Raw genomic sequence first — 19269 nt, 5'->3', positions numbered from 1 at the left:
AGCTGCCGCCATGACGCGCCCCGCCGCCCGCACCCGCAGACAGGCACTCAACGAGCTGCTGGGACTGGTGGGCTTGCTGATGGGCGGCGGCCTGCTGGCGGCCCAGGGCGGCCAGACCCTGGCGGCGCGTCCGGCGGGCGGCGCGGCCACCCCGTCCGCCGGGCGCCCTCCGCGCGGCCCCGCCCCGCAAGCGACGGCACGCCGCGACGCCATCGGCACGCTCGACCGCAACCTGATCACGGCCGCCAGCGCCGGCGACCAGGCCCTGGTGTCACGCCTGCTGGCCGCCGGGGCCTCGGCCCGCGCCGCCGACGAACAGGGCCGCAGCGCGCTGCTGGCGGCCGTGCAGAACCGCCGCACCGAGGTCGCGCGCATGCTGCTGCTGGCCGGTGCCGACGTCAACCTGAAGGATGCCGACGCCAACAGCCCGTTCCTTCTGGCCGCCGCCACCGGCCAGGCCGACATGGTACGGCTGGCGCTGGCGCACGGCGCCGACCTCGCCAGCACCGACCGCTACCATGGCACCGCGCTGATCGCGGCCAGCCAGCAGGGCCATGTGGAAGTGGTGAAGCTGCTGCTCAAGGCCGGCATTGCCGTCGACCACGTCAACGACCTGGGCTGGACCGCGCTGCTGGAGGCGGTGATCCTGGGCGACGGCAGCGCGCGCTACGAGGATACGGTGCAGCTGCTGCTGGATGCGGGCGCCGACGCCAACCTGGCCGACCGCGAAGGCGTGACACCTACCCGCCATGCGCGCGAACGCGGCTACAAGACCATGGTGAAGATGCTGATGCGGGTGCGCGGGCATTGAGCCTTGCCCTGGAGACAACGGATGCCACTTGTGTGCTCCCTCTCCCGCGCGCGGGAGAGGGTTGGGGTGAGGGCCGGGCGCCGGCCGGAGCCACCGTGTTCGACAAAACCGTCGGCGTGGTTTCTTGTGGTTCCTTGCTGAACCACCCCTCACCCCGGCCCTCTCCCCATGAGGGGAGAGGGAGAACCCACTGCGGCCTTTCGGCCTAGACGCCCGACCGCGCGTTCTCGCTTTCCTGCAGATGGCGCCACATCACCTTGCCGGTGCCCGACTTCGGCAGCGCCTCGACGAACTCGACCACGCGCGGATACTTGTAGGCGGCCATATTGTCCTTGGCCCAGTCAATGATCTGTTCCGGCGTGGTCTTGCCCCTGGCATGGGCGCGCAGCACCACCACCGCCTTGACGGTCTCGCCGCGGTAAGGGTCGCGCGTGCCGATGATGCAGGCTTCCTGCACGTCCGGGTGCTTGTACAGCAGGTTCTCGACCTCGGCCGGCCACACCTTGAAGCCTGACGCATTGATCATGCGCTTGAGGCGGTCGGTGATGAAGTAATAGCCCTCTTCATCCATGCGGCCCAGGTCGCCGGTGCGGAAGAAGGTCTTGCCCTCGAATTCGATGAAGGCCTCGCGGGTGGCGTCCTCCTTGCCCCAGTAGCCCTTGAACACCTGCGGGCCGCTGACGATGATCTCGCCGATCTCGTTGGGCGGCAGTTCCTTCAGCGTGACGGGGTCGATCACGCGCGCGTCGGTGTTGAAGGTCGGCACGCCCAGGCACTGCAGCTTGGGCCGGTCCGACGGGTTGCTGTGGGTCGGCGCCATGGTCTCGGACAGCCCGTAGCCTTCCAGGTAATTCAGCCCGAACTGCTCGCGCAGGCGCTCGGCCACCGCCTGGGGCATGGCCGCACCGCCGCCGCCGATGTAGCGCAGGCTCGACAGGTCGAACTCGGCCAGGTTGGGGCTGGCCAGGAAGTCGATCACCATGGTCGGGATATTGGTCCAGTGCGTGACCTGGTAGCGCGAGATCAGGCGCCCCGCCACTTCGCGGTCCCAGCGCGGCAGCATCACCACGGTGGCGCCGCTGTAGATCGGGCCGTTCATGCCGTACTGCATGCCGGTGACGTGGAACAGCGGCAGCACCGACAGCACCACCGACTCCGCGCCCGAGCCCGACCAGGTCGCACCGCCGACGATGTTGTGCATCACCGAGCGGTGGGTGTGGATGCAGCCCTTGGGGAAGCCGGTGGTGCCCGAGGTGTACGGCATCACCGCCATGTCGTCCGAGCCGGCGGTATGCGGCCCCGGCTGCAGGCCCGCGCCGAGCGCGTCGGCCCAGGCGGTGGCGCCCGCGGGCAACGGATGCGGCGTGGTCAGCCATGCCGGCGGCGCGTCTTCCGGATGTTCGTGGGACGGCGGCAGCGCGTCGGCATACTGGGTCACCAGCAGGTGTTGCAGGCGCTGCGCCGGTTCCAGCTCGGCCTGGGCCTGCTCGACGCCGGCGGCGAGGTCGGCGGTAAAGATCGCCACGCGTGCCTGGGCATCGGTGACGTAGTGCTTGAATTCCTCGGCGCGGTTCATCGGGTTGACCGGTACCACCACTGCGTCGGCGCGCAGGATGGCGTAGTAGCTGACGATGAACTGCGGGCAGTTCTGCATGTACAGCAGCACGCGGTCGCCCTTCTTCACGCCCGCCTTTTGCTGCAGCCAGCCCGCCAGCGCGGTGGCCTGGGCCTGCAGCTCACGGAAACTGATGGCGTTGCCGAAATAGCGGATCGCGGCCTTGTCGGCATAGCGCAGCGCCGAGACCTCCAGGTTGGCCCACAGCGACGTTTCCGGCAGCACGATGGCGGCGGGCAGGCGCTTTGGCCAGAACTGGAAATGCGGGCGGGCGGGGTTCGGCATGGAGGTCTCCTGTGCGGTCTCGCGGACCGGGTCTGTCGTCTGGTCAAGGACTATAACCGAACGATCGTTCTATTTTCAACCGGTGACTTCCCGCATCGCGGCGGTCCGCCGACGGCATCCGGCGTTGCATTCGGCGCCTTCGCCCTCACAATAGGGGAATATCGATTCCCATCCCTCTCCCCTCCAGGATTCCCCATGAGCGACGTCACCCTGCAGAATTTTGAAACCGAAGTGATCGACGCCTCGCGCCAGATGCCCGTGCTGGTCGATTTCTGGGCCCCGTGGTGCGGCCCGTGCCGCACGCTGGGCCCCATGCTGGAACGCCTGGAAGCCGAGGCGGACGGCCAGTGGAAGCTGGTCAAGGTCAATGTCGACGAAAACCAGGAGCTGGCCGCGCACTTCGGCGTACGCAGCATCCCGCATGTGGTGGCGATTGCCGACGGCCAGGCAGTGGACCAGTTTATCGGCGTGCTGCCGGAATCGGGCCTGCGCGAGTTCCTGGGCCGGCTGGCGCCGGGACAGGCCCAGGCCGGCTCGCCGCTGGCCCAGGCGCTGGAACTGGCGGCCGCGGGCAACCGCGACGGCGCCGAGACCCTGTTCGCCGACGCGATCGCGGCGGATCCGGAAGCCGATGCCGCGCGCCTGGCCTATATCGGCTTCCTGCTCGACGGCAACGCCGTCGACCGGGCCCGCGCCGAGTTCGCGGCGCTGTCGCCGCGCGCGGAACAGGAAGCTGGCTACGGCGCGCTGCGCACGCGCATCGAAGCGATGGAGAACGCCGCCGGCCTGCCCGATGCGGCCACCCTGGCCAGCCGCATCGACGCCGATCCGCGCGACCTCGCCGCGCGCCTGGACCTGGCGCGGCTGATGATCGCGCAGCAGCAATACGAGCCGGCGCTGGAACAGTTGCTGGCGATCGTGCGCACCGACCGCGGCTTCGAGGACGATATCGGCCGCCGCACCATGCTGTCGGTATTCGAGATGCTGGCCGACCGGCCCGAGGTGGTGTCGCGCTGGCGCCGCCAGCTGAGCACGTCGCTGAACTGACGGCGATGCGGGTCCGGCGCGGTAAACTGGCGGACTCCCGGTTCCACCGCATTCCCCGTTCACCCGCTGCCATGACCGCGCCCCGCCTGATCGACTTCAACACCGAACCTGCCCCCAGCCACGACCGTCCACGCCCCGACCGGCTGGTGTCGGGCAATCCGGACCGCACCACCTGGACGCACTACAGCGCGCAGCATGGCGATTTCGATTGCGGTATCTGGGCGTGCGAGCCGGGCGCGTGGCGCATCGCCTTCCCGGCGGGCAAGGAAGAGTTCTTCCACGTCATCAGCGGCCGCATCCGCATCAGCGACGACAGCGGCCAGGCCAGCGAATTCGGCCCCGGCGATGCCTGCGTGATCCCGGGCGGCTTTACCGGCGTGTTCCAGGTGCTGGACCCGGTGCGCAAGTACTTCGTGGTGATCGACCGCGACGCGGCGCGCCCGGCCTGAGCGCCACGCCTGCGGCAATCACGCCGCCGTGGCCGGACCTTCGATCAGCGTGAAGCCGTTCTCGCGCATATGTTCGACCATCATCGCGTCCATCGACTTGACGTGATGGTCGAACCAGCCTGACAGCTCGGCCACCAGCCGGCGCCCCAGCTGGAACTCGGCATCGCTGTGCACCTTGTCGCGCACCGCGACGGCCACCGCCAGCACCTGCTGGTGCTCGCCCGCGTGGCAATGGCGCGGGCCGAAGCCCATCGCCTCCATCCACTGCTCTTCCTGGGCGAAATGATGGCGGGTGTGGTCGATCCACGCGTCCATCGCCGCCAGGAAAGCGTCGTCGTCGGCGCTGGCGACCGCCGCCAGCAGCTGCACGAACTCGGCGTGGGTGGCATCGGTGACCGGTTCGCCCAGGTGCAGGTGGTCCGGCAGGCCGGCGGAGGAAAGCTGGTCTTTGGCGTCCATGGGAAGCGGCGGCAAGCGTGCAGAAAAACGGCAAGGATACCGAATCGGCGCGACCCGGGCCTGATCTGGCGCAAGCGAGCAGGGTATGCTGTCGGCAATGCGGCCGGTCCGTCACCCCTATCGTCTTTCGCTCATGCCACGACTGATCTTCTTCTGCGGCCATGCCGGCACCGGCAAGACCACCCTCGCCCACCGCCTGATCGGCCCGCTGATGCAGGCCACCGGCGAGCCGTTCTGCCTGCTCGACAAGGACACGCTGTATGGCCGCTACAGCGCCGCGGCCATGGCTGCGATCACCGGCGACCCCAACGACCGCGACAGCCCCGCCTACCTCGACCACCTGCGCGACCCCGAATACCAGGGCCTGCTCGACACCGCGCGCGAGAACCTGGCGCTGGGCATCAGCGTCATCGTGATCGGCCCGCTGTCGCGCGAGGTCCGCGCCCACCTGCTGAACGACCCGGACTGGCTGCGCGTGCCCGCCGGCACCACGGTGCGCACGGTCTGGGTCCACCTGCCCGAGGACGAGGCCCACGCGCGCATCATCCGGCGCGGCAACCCCAACGATGCCTACAAGCTGGCGCACTGGGACGCGTACCGGACCCGGCGCTTCATGCCCGCGCCCGCCGACTATCCGGAGCTGATCTTTTTCGACAACCAGGCCCCGGGCGAGGCCCAGATCGACGCGCTGCTGCGCGCCCTGAGCGCCTGAACGGCGCGGCGCACAGGCTCAGCCGCGCGCAATCGCGCCGATCACCGCCGACGCCGCGACCAAGCCGAACACCGCCGTCACCGCCACCGACGAGCCGAAGCCGGCGCAGGCCAGCCCTTGCGGCCCGCGTGCGGCGGCCGCGCCGGATGGCGTTTCCAGCGGCGGTGCCTCGTCGATCTCGCAGGCCTGCTGCTCGGGCTCGGGGTATTGCAGCGGCTCGTCCGAATAGACCGCGGCGATGCCAAACTTCTTTTTCGGGTCGCGGGTAAAGCCCCACTGCTTGCGCAGGCCGGCGCGCACCTTGGACAGCAGCGGATCCTGGATCGTGCGCGCGAGGTCGTCGATGCGCACGCGCGTGGGGTCGAGCTGGCCGCCGGCGCCGCCGCAGGTGATCACCGGCACGCCCTGGCGCCGTGCCCAGCCCAGCATGGCGGTCTTGACCCGCACCGCATCGATGGCGTCGATCACATAGTCATAGCCGGCGCCGAGCAGCTCCGGCACGTTGTCGGCGGTGACGAAGTCGTCGACCTGGGTCACGCGGCAACGCGGATTGATGGCGACGATGCGCTCGGCCATGGCCTCGACCTTGGCACGCCCGTAGGCGTCGCCCAGCGCATGGATCTGGCGGTTGGTGTTGGACAGCGCGATATGGTCCAGGTCGATCAGCGTGATGCGGCCCACCGCGTTGCGCGCCAGCGCCTCGGCAGCCCAGCTGCCGACCCCGCCGATGCCGACCACGCACACGCTCGCCGCCTCCAGCCGGGCCAGCCCGGCGGCGCCATACAGCCGCGCCACGCCGCCGAAACGACGGTGGTAGTCGTCGTCGGCCGGGCTTTCGTGGGTCAGCGGCTCGGGCAGGCCAGCGAGCTCGTGTGCGGCATCGTTCATAAGAATTGGAGCGGATCGCGGGACGCCGGCGGCGCCGGGACAGGCCACGCCGGGGCAGAAAAATCCGGCGTTTTCCGGCGGCGATGTCAGCCAGTGCCCGACAAGGACGGGAAGCGCGCAACTATACAATAGACCTGCAGTGGTCCGTTCGCCGCGCCACCCCGCGCGGGTTCCACGGGCCTCCGCCCCGCCAGCGAGGAGCCCGCCTCATGCCCGTGCGCCGCAAGGTCGTTCTGTGGAGTGTCCTGACACCAATCGCGCTGATCGCGCTGCTGGTGGTCGTGATCCTGACCTTCGACTGGAACCGGATCAAGCCCTGGCTCAACGACCGCGTCTCCGAAGCCATCGGCCGCCCCTTTGCCATCAACGGCGACCTGACCGTGACCTGGCGCCGCGGCGAGGGCGAGAAGGGCTGGCGCACGCTGGTGCCGTGGCCGCGGCTGTCGGCGCGCGACATCACCGTCGGCAACCCGGACTGGGCCGCGCAGCCCAATATGGCAACCGTGCGCGAGCTGATCTTCGTGCTGCGCCCGCTGCCGCTGCTGGCCAACGAGATCGCGGTGCCGACCATCGTCATCGACAGCCCGGCGGTATGGCTGGAGCGCCTCGCCGACAGCCGCAACAACTGGACCTTCGACACCGGCCCCAAGGAGGGCACTTCGAAATGGCAGCTGGATATCGGCGAGGTGGTGCTGGCGCGCGGCAACCTGGCGCTGACCGACCAGCTCAAGAAGATCTCGCTGCAGGCGGAACTCGACACCATCGGCAACGCACCGCTCTATGACAAGGCGCGCGACGGCGCGCTGGTCGGGCCGCAGGCCTCGGCCGTGCCGCCCGGGCCGCCCGGCAGTGCCGCGCAGGCGGCCTCGGCGCCACCCGCCGGCAGCCCGGCCTCCGCGGCGCCTGCCAATGGCGCCGACGGCCGCTATGGCGTGCGCTGGAAAGCGACCGGACGCTACAACGAGGCCACCATCAACGCCAGCGGCAAGGCCGGCACGGTGCTGAGCCTGCGCAATACCGACGTGCCGTTCCCGATCCAGGCGGATGTGCGCGTGGGCAGCACGCGCGCCCAGATCGAAGGCACGGTCACCAATCCGGCGCACCTGGCGGCGCTGGACGTGCACCTGACCCTGGCCGGCGACAGCATGGCGAAGCTCTACGCGCTGACCGGCGTGGTGCTGCCGTCGACGCCGCCGTACCAGACCCGTGGCCGGCTGATGGCGACGCTGCGCAAGGAAGGCTCGATCTACGAGTACCAAAAGTTCACGGGCCGCGTCGGCGGCAGCGACCTGTCCGGGACGCTCACCTTCACCAAGCGCGACCCGCGCCCGCTGCTGGCCGGCAACCTGGTGTCCAACCAGCTGCGCTTCGTCGACCTGGCCCCGCTGATCGGCGCCGACGCCAAGCCCGGCCGCCCGGCCAAGGACAGCCCGGTGGCCCAGCCGGCGGACAAGGCACTGCCGGTGGCGCCGTTCCGCACCGAGCGCTGGGACGAGATCGACGCCGACGTGCACTTCACCGGCAAGCGCATCATCCGCGATGTCGAGTTGCCGATCACCGACCTGGTCACGCACCTGAAGCTGCAGGACGGCGTGCTGCTGCTGGATCCGCTCAACTTTGGCGTGGCGGGCGGCAACCTGGTGTCGACGCTGCGGCTCGACGGCAAGCGCGAGCCCATGGGCGCAATGATCGACCTGAAGGCGCGGCGCATGAAGCTCAAGCAGCTGTTCCCGACCATCGACCTGATGCGCGCCAGCATCGGCGAACTCAACGGCAGCGCCAAGCTGTCGGCCACCGGCAATTCCGTGGCGGCGCTGCTGGGTTCGTCCAACGGCGAGGCGCGGCTGCTGGTCGAGAACGGCACGGTCAGCAAGTTCCTGCTCGAGGCCATCGGCCTGAATGTCGGTAGCCTGGTGGTGTCGAAGCTGTTCGGCGACAAGCCGGTCCAGATCAACTGCGGCGTCAGCGACTTCGCCATGACCGACGGCGTGGCGCGCGCGCGCACCTTCGTGCTCGACACGCAAGATGCGGTGATCGAGACCACCGGCGGCATCGACCTGCGCAGCGAGCGGCTGGCGCTGACCATCCACCCCGACTCCAAGGGCCTGCGCATCTTCTCGCTGCGCTCGCCGCTGTATGTCGGCGGCACCATGAAGGACCCGCGCGTCAGCCCCGATATCGGCGTGCTGGCGCTGCGTGCCGGCGGCGCGCTGTCGCTGGCGCTGCTGGCGCCGGTTGCCACCGCGGTGCTGCCGCTGCTGGACATTTCGCCGGGCGGCGACGACTCGCAGTGCGCCAAGCTGCTGGCCGAACTGCGCAAGCGCCCCACCGCGCCGCCGCCGGGCAAGACCTACAAGGACCCGAAGGCAGCAGCGGCGCCGACCGGCAGCGGCGGCGCAGCAGCCACTGCGAGCCGGCCCGGTGCACCGGCCGCCGCGGCGCGTCCCGGCAAGCCCGCCGCCAGCCCGCGCGAGCCGGCCCGTCCCGGGGGTCAGCGCCCGCCGCCGCAGCGTCCGACCAACGACCGGTCGTTCTACCAGGGCGGCTGAGTCCCGGCGCCGCCCGGCACCGGCGCGGATTAAACAAAATCGCAACACTTGGCGCCGCTGCGGCAAGTTGACGCACGTAGTCGTTGTGCCGCGACACGGTCAGGCGCATAATTAAACGGCCATTTACAAGAAGCCTAAGCATGGCAAGCATTGGCTGCGACGCGGGCTCGCCCGTGTGGCATCCTTGAAAAGGCGCGGCCGCGGCCGCCCTTTGTTTTTGCTGCCTGTTTTGCAGCCTTTTTCCCTGATTTGCCTCGCCTGGTACGGCTCCCCGCCGGCATCAGGCGCGGTCCACCAACGCCCCGCCCCGCCCCATGACGCTGACGCATGCCGCCGTCCCGCCGATCACCTGGCTGATCGCACTGACGGTGTGCAACCACGTGGCCTTCAATGCCAGCCGCGTGGTGGTGTCGCTGTTCGCGATTTCCCTCAAGGCCTCCACCGTCACGCTCGGCGTGCTGATGTCGCTGTACGCGCTGCTGCCGATGCTGCTGGCGATCCGCGCCGGCAAGCGCATCGACCAGATCGGCCCGCGCAAGCCGATGATGGCGGGCTCGCTGATGGTGGTGGCGGGCACGCTGCTGCCGGCGCTGTGGCACGAGCTGGGCGCGCTGTATCTGTCGTGCGCGCTGATCGGGGTCGGCTTCATGCTGGTCCAGGTGGCGATGCAGTTGCTGATCGGGCAGGTCTCGACCGATGCCACCCGGCTGCGCAACTACACCTGGCATGCGCTGGGGCTGTCGGTGTCCGGCACGCTCGGGCCGGTGGCGATGGGCTACGTGATCGAGCATGCCGGCTTCCGCCCCGCCTTCGCGGTGCTGGTGGCGGTGGCGCTGGCCGGCCAGGCCGGCCTGCAATGGGTGCGTCCGCGGCTGCCCGCGCGCGGCGGCAACGCCGGGCGCATCGCCATCGCGGACGGCACCCGCCACTCCACGCTCGACCTGCTGCAGCATCCCGAACTGCGCGCGGTCTTCGTCGCCAGCGCGGTGCTGTCGGCCGCGTGGGACCTGCACGCGTTCCTGATCCCGATCCAGGGCTCGCGCATCGGGCTGTCGCCGTCGTCGATCGGCTGGGTGCTGGGCGCTTTCGCCATCGCCACCTTTGCCATCCGGGTGGCGATGCCGGCGGTGTCGCGCCGGCTGTCGGAATGGAAGATCATCCGCGCCGCGCTGCTGGTCGGCGCGCTGGCCTACCTGGCCTACCCCTTCGTCGCGCACTTCTGGCTGATGTGCGCACTGGCCTTCGTGCTGGGCCTGGCGCTGGGCAGCGCGCAGCCCAACGTCATGAACATCCTGCACACCGCGTCGCCGCACGGCCGCGCCGGCGAGGCGCTGGGCCTGCGCTCGGCAGTGCTGAACACCAGCCAGGTGGTATGGCCGCTCACCTTCGGCGTGGTCGGCACGGCGCTGGGCATGCTGCCGATCTTCCTGTCGATGGCGGGCGCGATGGGCGCGGCCGGCTACTATTCGCGGCGCCAGGGGCGCAAGGTGCTGGCGCCGCCGGCGCAACCCACTGCCGGCGGGTGACGCAGCGGATACCGTTGGTTGCCGCTTGTCGCCACGCAAATGCGGCCCCCGATGCATTCGCTATACTCGAATCAGCCGGACCCGCGCCCCCCGCGCCCGCGCGCAGCGCGCCTCCGGACCGATTCCCTGATGATTGCGACATGACCCAACTTGCCGACCTGCGCCGCACCTATGTGCTGGGCGCGCTGTCCGAATCCGACGTGGCCCCCGACCCGATGAGCCAGTTCAAGCGCTGGTTCGACGAAGCGGTCACGGCCAAGCTGCCTGAACCCAATGCCATGACCCTGGCCACGGTCGACGCCGACGGCCAGCCTTCCGCGCGCATCGTGCTGCTCAAGGGCATCGACGACCGCGGCTTTACCTTCTTCACCAACTATGAAAGCCGCAAGGGCCTGGACCTGGCGGCAAACCCGCGCGCCGCGCTGTTGTTCCATTGGGTCCAGCTGGAACGCCAGGTGCGCGTCGAAGGCCGCGTCGAGAAGGTCTCCGACGACGAAAGCGACGCCTATTTCGCCACGCGTCCGCTGGGCTCGAGGGTAGGCGCCTGGGCTTCCGCGCAAAGCCGGGAGGTACCCGGCCGCGAAGTGCTCGAGCAGCGCGAACAGGAATACCGCAGCAAGTTCGGCGAAAACCCGCCGCGCCCGCCCTACTGGGGCGGCTACCGCCTGGTGCCGACAGCGCTGGAGTTCTGGCAGGGGCGGCCGTCGCGGCTGCACGACCGCATCGCCTACCGGATCCAGCCCGGCACGGGCTGGCAGATCGTGCGGCTGTCGCCCTGAGCTGGCCGGCGGACGCCGCGCGCGTCCGCTGATGCTTCTACCCCTCTACCGGGACGGCGGCAGGGTCTTCCCGGCGGTGCGCTGCACGGGCTGCGGAATTGGACTAAAGTGAGACAGGCGTCGCTTGGCTACTCTTTTCTTGCAGCGCTCGCGACGGATCGGGCAAGGTTTGCGCGCAGTTTCTCCTTGCCGGATGCGTCCGCCGAAGCGTGTGCCGCAACCATCGGGAGGTAAAGCGCATGTTTTTCAAGCAAACCCTGGAAAAGCAACTCGACAACTGGATCGCCGACCTGCGCGAGAACGCCAATCTCCCGGTCAGCCTGCGGCTGTGGAATGGCAGTGAATACCCGCTCGGGCAATTCGACAAGCCGGTGGTCACGCTGACCGTGCGCGAAGCCGCGGCCCTGCCGCTGCTGCTGACCCCCAGCCTGGACAACCTGGGCGAGGCGTACGTCCAGGGCAAGATCGATTTCGATGGCCGCCTGGCCGACATCATCAAGGTGGGCTACGGCTTCTCGGCCGCGGCCACGCGGCGCGCCGGCGGCGCGCTGTACAAGGTGGCGCAGCACTTCTCGCATACCAAGCAGGAAGACAAGGAGTCGATCCAGTACCACTACGACGTCTCCAACGACTTCTACCAGCTTTGGCTCGACCCCAACATGGTCTACTCCTGCGCCTACTTCGAGCACGGCGACGAAGACCTGGCCACCGCGCAGATCAAGAAGATCGACCACATCCTGACCAAGATCCGGCTGCAGCCGGGCCAGACGCTGCTCGACATCGGCTGCGGCTGGGGCGCGCTGGTGCTGCGCGCGGCGCAGAAGTTCGGCGCGCGCTGCGTCGGCATCACGCTGTCGCAGAACCAGTTCGACCTCGCCACCGAGCGTGTCAGGGCGGCGGGCCTGTCCGACCGCATCGAGATCCGGCTGCAGGACTACCGCGACACCACCGGCAGCTTCGACCGCATCACCAGCGTCGGCATGTTCGAGCATGTGGGCAAGGACAACCTGCCCGGCTACTTCGGCCGCATCCGCGAACTGCTGGCCGACGACGGCTTTGCCATGAACCACGGCATCACCTCGCCCGACCCCGACAACGGCGCGACGCCGATGGACGGCGCCGAGTTCATGGACCGCTACGTGTTCCCGCAGGGCGAACTGCCGCATATCGGGCTGGTGCTGCGCACGCTGCAGCAAGGCGGCCTGGAAGCCTTCGACGTCGAGCTGCTGCGCCGGCACTACGCGCGCACGCTGCACCACTGGGCCGACAACTTCGAGGCGCGCGGCGATACCATCCGCAGCATGGTGGGCGAGAAAAAATACCGTATCTGGCGCGTCTACCTGGCCGGCTGCGCGCACGCCTTCGAGACCGAGAAGATGTCGATCTACCAGGTGGTGTGCCACAAGTCCGGGCTGCAGGCCGACTCGCTGCCGTGGTCGCGCCGCTATATCTACGAGCAGCCCATCGGCGGCAACGACTGAAGGCTACCGGAACGATTGACTGAAGACCTCTTTGGCGGGCTGCCCCTGCCCGCCCCCGCTGCGACTCCCGGGCAGCCGGCCGCGCCAGCCGGCGCGGCGGCCCCAACCGATTCCCCAGGCAAGGCTGCGCGCGGCAAGAGCGTGCAGCCGTTTCCGGCCGCGCCGGCGCTGCAGGCGCTGGCGGCGCGGCTGCCGCCGCACCTGTATTTCGGCACCTCGTCGTGGGCCTATCCCGGCTGGAAAGGGCTGGTCTACGACGGCGAGTACGGCGACAGCCTGCTCTCGCGCAAGGGCCTTGCCGCCTATTCGCGTCACCCGCTGCTGCGCGCCGCCGGCATCGACCGCGGCTTCTACGGTCCGATCCCGCTGGCCGACTACCTGTCGTACGCGGCGCAGGTGCCGGAGGGCTTCCGCTTCCTGGTCAAGGCGCCGGCGAGCGTCTGCGACGCCTGGCTGCGCGGCCCGGACGGTGCCGGCCGGCTGGCCAACGCCGCCTTCCTGGACGCGGACATCGCGGCGCGCGACTTCATCGTGCCGGCCACCAGCGGACTGGGGCACAAGTGCGGGCCGCTGCTGTTCCAGCTGTCGCCGATGGGCCCGCTGGCCGACAGCGCGGTGTTCCTGGAGCGGCTCGACGCCTTCCTCGGCGCGCTCCCGGCGCTGGATCCGGCACTGACGCCGCATGCCGCCTATGCCGTCGAGCTGCGCGACCCGGCCCTGCTGACGCCACGCTATATCCGCCTGCTGCGCCGCCACGGCGTGCGCTTCTGCCTGTCGGCACGCGACCGGCTGCCGCCGGTACCGCGCCAGGCGGCGGCGCAGGCGCTGATGGATGAGGCCGGGGCGGGCCCGCTGGTGCTGCGCTGGATGCTGCATGCGGGCCGGCCTTACGCCTACGCGGAGAAGCGCTATGCGCCGTTCGACCGCATCGTCGACGACGATCCCGACACCCGCGACGCGATTGCCGACGTGGTGGCGCGCACGCTGCGCGCCGGGCAGCCCGCCATCGTCATCGTCAGCAACAACGCCGAAGGCTGCGCCCCGCTGAGCTGCGCGCGGCTGGCCGAGGCCATCGCGGCGCGGCTGGAGCGCTGAGCGCGCCGGCGCGGGCCCCTGCCGGCGTCCGCCTTACTTGCGCAGCTTTGCCCCAAACTGCTTGCGGAACTTGGCCAGCTTGGGCGAGATCACGAACGCGCAGTAGCCCTGGCTGGGATGGTCCTGGTAATAGTTCTGGTGGCTCGCCTCGGCGCGCCAGTACGGCTGCTCCGGCTCGACCTGCGTCACGATCGGCGCATCGAACACCCTGGCGGCGGCCAGTTCGCGCATCACGTATTCGGCCGTCGCGCGCTGCGCTTCCGAATGCGTGAAGATCGCCGAGCGGTATTGCGGCCCCACGTCGTTGCCCTGCCGGTCCGGCGTGGTCGGGTCATGGATGGCGAAGAAGATCTCCAGGATCTCGCGGTAGCTGATCACCGACGGATCGAAGCTGACGCGCACCACTTCGACGTGGCCGGTATCGCCCTCGCAGACCTGCTGGTAGGTCGGGTGGTCGACATGTCCGCCGGTGTAGCCGGACTCGACCGCGACCACGCCTTCGACCTGCTGGTAGACCGCTTCCAGGCACCAGAAGCATCCGCCGCCCAGCGTGGCGGTTTCCAATCCATGTTCCATTTGCGCCGCTCCCTTGCGTAGCCGTATGTCTTGCCAGGCCTCAAGCATAAGCGCAGATCGGCGCGCTTGCAGCGGATTCAGCCCGGCTGGCGCCGGGCTTCCAGCAGCGCGCGCAATTGCGGCTTGAGCACCTTGCCGAGCGCGCTGCGCGGCAGATCTTCCATCAGCACCACTTCGCGCGGCAGCTTGAAGCGGGCGATGCGCGCGGCCAGCAGCTCGCGCAGCGGTTCGGCCGCCAGCGCGCCGCGCGGCGCACCCGGCGCCGGCACGATCACCGCCACCGGCACTTCGCCCCAGCGCGCATCGGCGACGCCGACCACCGCGCATTCCTGCACGCCGGGCAGGCCGGCCAGCACGTTCTCGATCTCGGCGGGATAGATGTTCTCGCCGCCGGAGATGATCATGTCCTTGCTGCGGCCCACCACCTCGATGCAGCCCCCGGCATCGCGGTGCGCGAGGTCGCCGGAATGGAACCAGCCGCCCGGCAGCCCGCTATCGGGTAGCCCGCTGTCGGGCTGGTTCCAGTAGCCGGCCATGACGTTGGCGCCGCGCACCCACAGCTCGCCGACCGCGCCCGGCGGCACCTCGGCGCCATCGGCGCCGGCCAGGCGCACTTCGGCCTCCGGCTGCGGCCAGCCGGCGTAGCCGGGACGCGCCATGGCATGTTCCAGCTTCAGCACCACCGACACCGGCCCGGTCTCGGTGGCGCCATAGACCTGTCCCAGCGGCACGCCGCGGGCGTGGAAGGCGTCGATATACGCGCGCGGGATGGTCGACGATCCGGCCATCACCCCGCGCAACGCGGCCAGGTCGGCCTCGGCCCAGCGCGGATGCTCCAGCACCGCGCGCAGCGTGGCCGGCACCATCAGCGACAGACTTGGCCGCGCCCCGGCCACCGCATCCAGCCACGCCTGCGGCGCGAAGCGGTCATGCAGCGTAACCTGTGCGCCGGCCAGCAGCGCCGGCAGCGTCTGGATGCACAGCCCGCCGACATGGAATAGCGGCAGCACCGACAGCACGTGGTCGTCCGCATGCATGTCATGTGCCCACCAGCTGGCGCGCGCATTGGCCAGCACGCCGGCCTGGGTATGCACGGCGCCCTTGGGCTTGCCGGTGGTGCCCGAGGTATAGGCCAGCAGCAGTGGTGCATGCTCCGGCACGGGGGCATGGATCACGCCGGACGGCGCCGGATGGTCAATCAACCGGTCGAGGTGCGCCAGTTGGCAGCCGGCGCCGGCCTCGCGCGCCAGCGCTGCATGGGCCGCATCATGGAACAGCACGGCCAGTTGCGCGTGGGCCGCAATCGCCCGCAACTCGGCCGGCGCCAGCCGGTAGTTCAGCGGTGCAAACATGGCGCCGACGCGGGCGCAGGCGAACAGCAGCACCAGCTGCAGTTCGTGGTTCAGGCACAGCGTGCCGACGCGGTCGCCGGCGCGCACGCCCCAGGTCGCGGCCAGGTGGGCGCTGGCGCGCTCGACGCGCCGCCACAGCTTGCCGTAGGTGAAGGTGCGGCCCAGGTAGTGCAGCGCCGGCCGGCCGGGCGCCGCGTCGGCATGGCGATGGAGCATCGCCGGCAGCGCGCTCAGGCCGACGGCACCGGCACGGATGGCACGGATGGCGCGGGGGGCGTTCATTCGTCGCGCTCGCCGGATTCGTACAGGGTCTCGCGGCCCATGCGGTCGAGGATCAGCTCGGCGGTCCAGGGCAGCATCAGCGCGCCGCAGCGCGAATCGCGGTAGAGCCGCTCCAGCGGCAGGTCCTTGAGCATCGACTGGCCGCCGCAGGTGCGGATCGCCAGCCGGGCGATGTCGTTGGCGCCTTCCATCACGGTGTAGTGCGCGGCGTACAGGCGCAGCCGCTCGTCCTTCGACGGATTGGGCCTGGCTTCGTGGATCGCGCGCCAGAAGATCGAGCGCATGGTTTCCAGCTGGATGCGCATCTGCGCCACCGCGATCTGCTTGGTCGGGTACATGCGGCGCTTGACCGGCGGCTGGCCCGGCACCTCGCCGCGCAGGTATTGCACGGTGAAGTCGTAAGCCGCCTGCGCCACGCCGAGGTAGGTGGGCGACAGCGTGAAGAACATCGCCGGCCAGGTCTGCGCGGCGCGGTAATAGACCCCGCGCGGCATCAGCTGTTCGTGGTCGGGCACGAACACGTCCTTGAGCAGCAGCGTGCGCGACACCGTGCCGCGCATGCCCATCGGGTCCCAGTCGCCGGTCACGGTGAGCCCGTCCGCCTGGCCGGCCACGGCGATGTAGAGCGTGTCGCGCATGTCCGGATGCTGGTCGCCGCGGTCCTCGGTGCACAGGATGCCGTAGTAGTCGGCCGCGCCCGACAGCGAGGCGAAGATCTTGCGCCCGTTCAGCACCCAGCCGCCTTCGACCTTGCGCGCCGTGGTGCCGAACGGCGCCTTGCCGGCGGCGGCGGCCGAGCCTTCGGAGAACGGCTGCGCGTAGACCGCGCCGTCGCGCACCACCCGCGCGAAATGCAGCTCGCGGCGGGCCTGGTGTTCGTCGCGCTGTGCCGGCGTCATGTCGATGCCATCGGACAGCACGCCGGTCCACATGGTCGAGCAGATATGCATGTTGTACGTGAGCGCGGTAGCGCCGCAGAAGCGGCCGATCTCGGCACCGACCATGCAATAGGTGGCAAAGTCCGCGCCCGCGCCGCCGAATGCCCGCGGCACGCACAAGGCCAGCAGGCCGGCCTCGCGCAGATCGTCGTAGTTGGCGAAGGGAAAGCTGGCTTCGCGGTCCCAGGTGGCGGCGCGCGGCGCGAAGCGCTCGCGGCCCAGGCGGTTGGCCAGCGTCAGCCATTGCGCCTGTTCCGGGGAGAAGTCCGCCGTACCGACGGCGGGGATGAAGTCGAGCTGGCCGGATGGCATGTCGCGGTCTCCTGTTTTGCCTGCTCGCGCCGGTTGGATAGAAAGGGGGCGGCGCGGCGGCGGTTCTTGTGTGGGCGCTGGCGGAACGTGGCGCGCTTCAGTGCACGGGAAAGTGGCGGCGCAGGAAGTCCAGCACCGCGTCGTTGAACAACTCGGGGCGCTCCATGCAGGCCAGGTGGCCCACGTCGGGCAGGCAGCGGTACTCGGCGCCGGCAATGCGTTGCGCCATGCGCTGCATCACCTCGGGCGCGGCGTTGGTGTCGTGCTGGCCGGCCAGCGCCAGCACCGGCACCGCAATGCGCGGCAGCGCGTCGCGCTGGTTGAAGCGCACCAGCGCAGCCAGCGCGGCGCGGTAGGTGGGCGCCGGCACCGCCGCCATTACCGCGGTGGCGAAGGCCACGGCCTGCGCGTCGGCGTCGGGCGCGACCATGGTGCGCACCAGCCCGGCGGCCAGCTGCGCCATGGTCTTGCCGGCATCCAGCGGCGCGGTGCGGGCGGCGACGAACTCGCGCTGCCACGCGCCATCCCCCTTGCCGAAGGCGGGCGAGGTGCCGGACAGCACCATGCCGTCGATCAGCGCGGGCGTGGCCGCGCAAGCCTGCTGCGCGACCATGCCGCCCATGCTGTGGCCCAGCAGCACCACGCGCCGGCCGTCGCCGCGCTCGGCCAGCAGCACCGGTGTCAGCGCCGCCGCCAGGCCGTCGAAGTCATAGGGGTCGATCAGCGCGCTGTCGCCATAGCCGGGCATGTCCCACGCCACCGCGCGGTAGCCGGCCTGCGCCAGCGCCTCGCCCTGCGCGGGCCAGGCGGCCTTGCCGCCGCCGATGCCATGCAGCATCACCACCGCCACCGGTCCGTCGCCCCAGGCCAGCGTGGCGATGCCGTTGGCGTGGCGCTGCATCGTCGCGGCGGCGCTCATGCGGCCACCTCCACCAGCGTGCCCGCGTCGACCTCGGTTCGGCCGTCGAGCGAAATCGTGCAGTTGCGCAGCGGCAGGTCGAAGTGGCCCAGCGTGTGCCGCCCGGCCACCTCGTTGGCGCCGGTCGAGAACAGGAAGTTGCCGGCGAACGCGCGCAGCTCGGTGCCGTTGCAATCGCGCTTGTCGTAGAACGTCATCGCGTCCCAGCGCGCCATCCGGTTCAGGCCCCAGCCCACGTGCGAGACCGCGTAGGCGTCGCGCGTGCCCTCGCGATCGGCCCAGGCCTGGTAGTAGCCGCGCATCATGTCGGCATCGACGCCCTGCCCCTCGACCGCGACGATAAAGTCGTCCTCGATATGGCAGACCACGGTGTCGCGCAGGTAGGTCTTGAAGGTCAGGTTGACGTCGCCCGGGGCCAGCACCAGCGTGCCGTTGACCTGGCGGCCGGCCGGGAACGCCAGGCACAACCCGCCGGGCCAGTGCGAGACCTGGCCGGGCTTGTTGCAGAAGCCCCAGACGCCGCCCACGCGCGCCTCGGCCAGGCCGATGCGCAGCTCGGTGCCGGCGGCGGAATGCACGCGCATCTCGCGCGCGCCGCGCAGGCGCTTCATCGCCGCGCGCACGGTGCTCTCCAGCGACGGGTCCGGCTGGCAGCGCTCCAGGATCTCGGGGTGCTCGTTGCTGATCATCAGCATGCGCGGCACCACGCCGTCGGCGCCGCGCAGGATCTGCGGCAATTCGGGGGCGTGCAGCAGGCCTTCGACGGTGCAGTCGAGCACCAGCTGGCAGCGCGACAACGCCGCCAGCACCGGGGCGAGATGCTGCAAGGCATCGCTGGCGCCGGTGGAGCGCACCGGCGCCGGTGCGGCAAGCGCCGGAGTCGGCACCTGGATCCGCACCGGCGTGGCGCCCAGCGACTGCACGGCCAGCTCGGCCAAGGCCACGTTGACAGGGCGGGATTGGGACTCCGTTACAATTCCGACGACATCCCCGTGCCGCAGGGCACAGAGTTCCAGCGTGCGGCGGAACGCCGCCAGCCAGCGGTGTTCGATCTGCTCGATGAGCATGCGCTTGTCTCCAGCTGCTTGTAGTTGGCTTCTTGTTCTATGGGGCGGGCCGCCCTGGCTTTATGCGCCAGCCGGCGCCTGCGGCGTGCCGTGCGCAGTGCCGGACTTGAACTCGCCGCCCCCGGCG

17 protein-coding genes are annotated in these 19269 nt (G+C 70.1%); 9 read left to right on the top strand and 8 right to left on the bottom strand.

The features are described 5' to 3' along the window. The first annotated feature begins 10 nt into the window (after nt 1–10). A complete protein-coding gene (locus LIN44_RS05885; protein WP_227313929.1) occupies nt 11–811 on the top strand; it encodes an ankyrin repeat domain-containing protein in 801 nt (266 codons plus the stop codon). 205 nt (nt 812–1016) lie between these two features. Here LIN44_RS05885 and LIN44_RS05880 read toward each other — a convergent pair whose 3' ends face one another. Beyond that, the gene (locus tag LIN44_RS05880) at nt 1017–2711 is read right to left on the bottom strand and encodes a long-chain fatty acid--CoA ligase (protein WP_227313928.1); all 1695 of its coding nucleotides are present in this window, start codon (nt 2709–2711) and stop codon (nt 1017–1019) included. Between the two features lie 195 nt (nt 2712–2906). On the opposite strand from LIN44_RS05880, the gene trxA reads away from it, so the two are divergent. Continuing rightward, nucleotides 2907–3758, top strand: a complete 852-nt coding sequence (gene trxA, locus LIN44_RS05875) for a thioredoxin (RefSeq protein ID WP_227313927.1) — start codon at nt 2907–2909, stop codon at nt 3756–3758. A 71-nt stretch (nt 3759–3829) separates the two neighbouring features. Next, a complete protein-coding gene (locus tag LIN44_RS05870) occupies nt 3830–4207 on the top strand; it encodes a cupin domain-containing protein (RefSeq protein ID WP_227313926.1) in 378 nt (125 codons plus the stop codon). Nucleotides 4208–4225: 18 nt separating this feature from the next. Here LIN44_RS05870 and LIN44_RS05865 read toward each other — a convergent pair whose 3' ends face one another. Continuing rightward, nucleotides 4226–4666: a bacteriohemerythrin gene (locus LIN44_RS05865; protein WP_112774494.1), complete on the bottom strand. Its 441-nt coding sequence runs from the start codon at nt 4664–4666 to the stop codon at nt 4226–4228. 133 nt (nt 4667–4799) lie between these two features. Between LIN44_RS05865 and LIN44_RS05860 the strand changes: the two genes are divergently transcribed. Then, nucleotides 4800–5378 carry an ATP-binding protein gene (locus LIN44_RS05860; protein WP_227313925.1) on the top strand — a complete coding sequence of 193 codons (579 nt, stop codon included), beginning with the start codon at nt 4800–4802 and terminating at the stop codon, nt 5376–5378. A gap of 18 nt (nt 5379–5396) precedes the next feature. On the opposite strand, the gene tcdA is transcribed toward LIN44_RS05860, so the two are convergent. Beyond that, complete coding sequence (gene tcdA, locus LIN44_RS05855; RefSeq protein WP_227313924.1) at nt 5397–6266, bottom strand: tRNA cyclic N6-threonylcarbamoyladenosine(37) synthase TcdA; 870 nt, start codon at nt 6264–6266, stop codon at nt 5397–5399. Nucleotides 6267–6475: 209 nt separating this feature from the next. Between tcdA and LIN44_RS05850 the strand changes: the two genes are divergently transcribed. The 5 genes from LIN44_RS05850 (at nt 6476) to LIN44_RS05830 (ending at nt 13696) form a co-directional block, all read left to right on the top strand. Continuing rightward, the gene (locus LIN44_RS05850) at nt 6476–8815 is read left to right on the top strand and encodes an AsmA family protein (protein WP_227313923.1); all 2340 of its coding nucleotides are present in this window, start codon (nt 6476–6478) and stop codon (nt 8813–8815) included. 314 nt (nt 8816–9129) lie between these two features. After that, entirely contained in the window at nt 9130–10341 is a 1212-nt protein-coding gene (locus tag LIN44_RS05845; RefSeq protein WP_227313922.1) for an MFS transporter, read from the top strand. A 140-nt stretch (nt 10342–10481) separates the two neighbouring features. Continuing rightward, nucleotides 10482–11120: a pyridoxamine 5'-phosphate oxidase gene (gene pdxH, locus LIN44_RS05840; protein WP_227313921.1), complete on the top strand. Its 639-nt coding sequence runs from the start codon at nt 10482–10484 to the stop codon at nt 11118–11120. Between the two features lie 239 nt (nt 11121–11359). After that, a complete protein-coding gene (locus LIN44_RS05835) occupies nt 11360–12601 on the top strand; it encodes a cyclopropane-fatty-acyl-phospholipid synthase family protein (protein ID WP_227313920.1) in 1242 nt (413 codons plus the stop codon). A gap of 15 nt (nt 12602–12616) precedes the next feature. Beyond that, nucleotides 12617–13696: a DUF72 domain-containing protein gene (locus LIN44_RS05830; RefSeq protein ID WP_227313919.1), complete on the top strand. Its 1080-nt coding sequence runs from the start codon at nt 12617–12619 to the stop codon at nt 13694–13696. Between the two features lie 33 nt (nt 13697–13729). On the opposite strand, the gene msrA is transcribed toward LIN44_RS05830, so the two are convergent. From msrA to LIN44_RS05805, 5 genes are all read right to left on the bottom strand, one after another. After that, on the bottom strand, nt 13730–14272 hold the full coding sequence (gene msrA / locus LIN44_RS05825; RefSeq protein WP_227313918.1) for a peptide-methionine (S)-S-oxide reductase MsrA: 543 nt from the start codon (nt 14270–14272) through the stop codon (nt 13730–13732). A gap of 77 nt (nt 14273–14349) precedes the next feature. Next, nucleotides 14350–15906: a class I adenylate-forming enzyme family protein gene (locus LIN44_RS05820; RefSeq protein WP_227313917.1), complete on the bottom strand. Its 1557-nt coding sequence runs from the start codon at nt 15904–15906 to the stop codon at nt 14350–14352. Beyond that, nucleotides 15903–17156, bottom strand: coding sequence for an acyl-CoA dehydrogenase family protein (locus LIN44_RS05815; RefSeq protein WP_227313916.1), 1254 nt, complete (start codon nt 17154–17156; stop codon nt 15903–15905). The genes LIN44_RS05820 and LIN44_RS05815 overlap by 4 nt, the downstream gene beginning before the upstream one ends. A gap of 97 nt (nt 17157–17253) precedes the next feature. Next, on the bottom strand, nt 17254–18075 hold the full coding sequence (locus tag LIN44_RS05810; protein ID WP_227313915.1) for an alpha/beta fold hydrolase: 822 nt from the start codon (nt 18073–18075) through the stop codon (nt 17254–17256). Continuing rightward, the gene (locus tag LIN44_RS05805; protein WP_227313914.1) at nt 18072–19142 is read right to left on the bottom strand and encodes a peptidase M29; all 1071 of its coding nucleotides are present in this window, start codon (nt 19140–19142) and stop codon (nt 18072–18074) included. The genes LIN44_RS05810 and LIN44_RS05805 overlap by 4 nt, the downstream gene beginning before the upstream one ends. Between the last annotated feature and the right edge of the window lie 127 nt (nt 19143–19269).

The organism is Cupriavidus sp. MP-37, from assembly GCF_020618415.1.
In the GTDB taxonomy this organism is placed as follows: domain Bacteria; phylum Pseudomonadota; class Gammaproteobacteria; order Burkholderiales; family Burkholderiaceae; genus Cupriavidus.
The sequence above is the reverse complement of the archived record's forward strand: the minus strand, read 5'-3'. Positions and strand labels throughout refer to the sequence as shown.

Bases quoted from the DNA above. Each gene is read 5' to 3' on its own strand.
- LIN44_RS05885 (WP_227313929.1), top strand. From the start codon at position 11: ATGACGCGCCCCGCCGCCCGCACCCGCAGACAGGCACTCAACGAGCTG.
- LIN44_RS05880 (WP_227313928.1), bottom strand. From the start codon at position 2,711: ATGCCGAACCCCGCCCGCCCGCATTTCCAGTTCTGGCCAAAGCGCCTG.
- trxA (WP_227313927.1), top strand. From the start codon at position 2,907: ATGAGCGACGTCACCCTGCAGAATTTTGAAACCGAAGTGATCGACGCC.
- LIN44_RS05870 (WP_227313926.1), top strand. From the start codon at position 3,830: ATGACCGCGCCCCGCCTGATCGACTTCAACACCGAACCTGCCCCCAGC.
- LIN44_RS05865 (WP_112774494.1), bottom strand. From the start codon at position 4,666: ATGGACGCCAAAGACCAGCTTTCCTCCGCCGGCCTGCCGGACCACCTG.
- LIN44_RS05860 (WP_227313925.1), top strand. From the start codon at position 4,800: ATGCCACGACTGATCTTCTTCTGCGGCCATGCCGGCACCGGCAAGACC.
- tcdA (WP_227313924.1), bottom strand. From the start codon at position 6,266: ATGAACGATGCCGCACACGAGCTCGCTGGCCTGCCCGAGCCGCTGACC.
- LIN44_RS05850 (WP_227313923.1), top strand. From the start codon at position 6,476: ATGCCCGTGCGCCGCAAGGTCGTTCTGTGGAGTGTCCTGACACCAATC.
- LIN44_RS05845 (WP_227313922.1), top strand. From the start codon at position 9,130: ATGACGCTGACGCATGCCGCCGTCCCGCCGATCACCTGGCTGATCGCA.
- pdxH (WP_227313921.1), top strand. From the start codon at position 10,482: ATGACCCAACTTGCCGACCTGCGCCGCACCTATGTGCTGGGCGCGCTG.
- LIN44_RS05835 (WP_227313920.1), top strand. From the start codon at position 11,360: ATGTTTTTCAAGCAAACCCTGGAAAAGCAACTCGACAACTGGATCGCC.
- msrA (WP_227313918.1), bottom strand. From the start codon at position 14,272: ATGGAACATGGATTGGAAACCGCCACGCTGGGCGGCGGATGCTTCTGG.
- LIN44_RS05820 (WP_227313917.1), bottom strand. From the start codon at position 15,906: ATGAACGCCCCCCGCGCCATCCGTGCCATCCGTGCCGGTGCCGTCGGC.
- LIN44_RS05815 (WP_227313916.1), bottom strand. From the start codon at position 17,156: ATGCCATCCGGCCAGCTCGACTTCATCCCCGCCGTCGGTACGGCGGAC.
- LIN44_RS05810 (WP_227313915.1), bottom strand. From the start codon at position 18,075: ATGAGCGCCGCCGCGACGATGCAGCGCCACGCCAACGGCATCGCCACG.
- LIN44_RS05805 (WP_227313914.1), bottom strand. From the start codon at position 19,142: ATGCTCATCGAGCAGATCGAACACCGCTGGCTGGCGGCGTTCCGCCGC.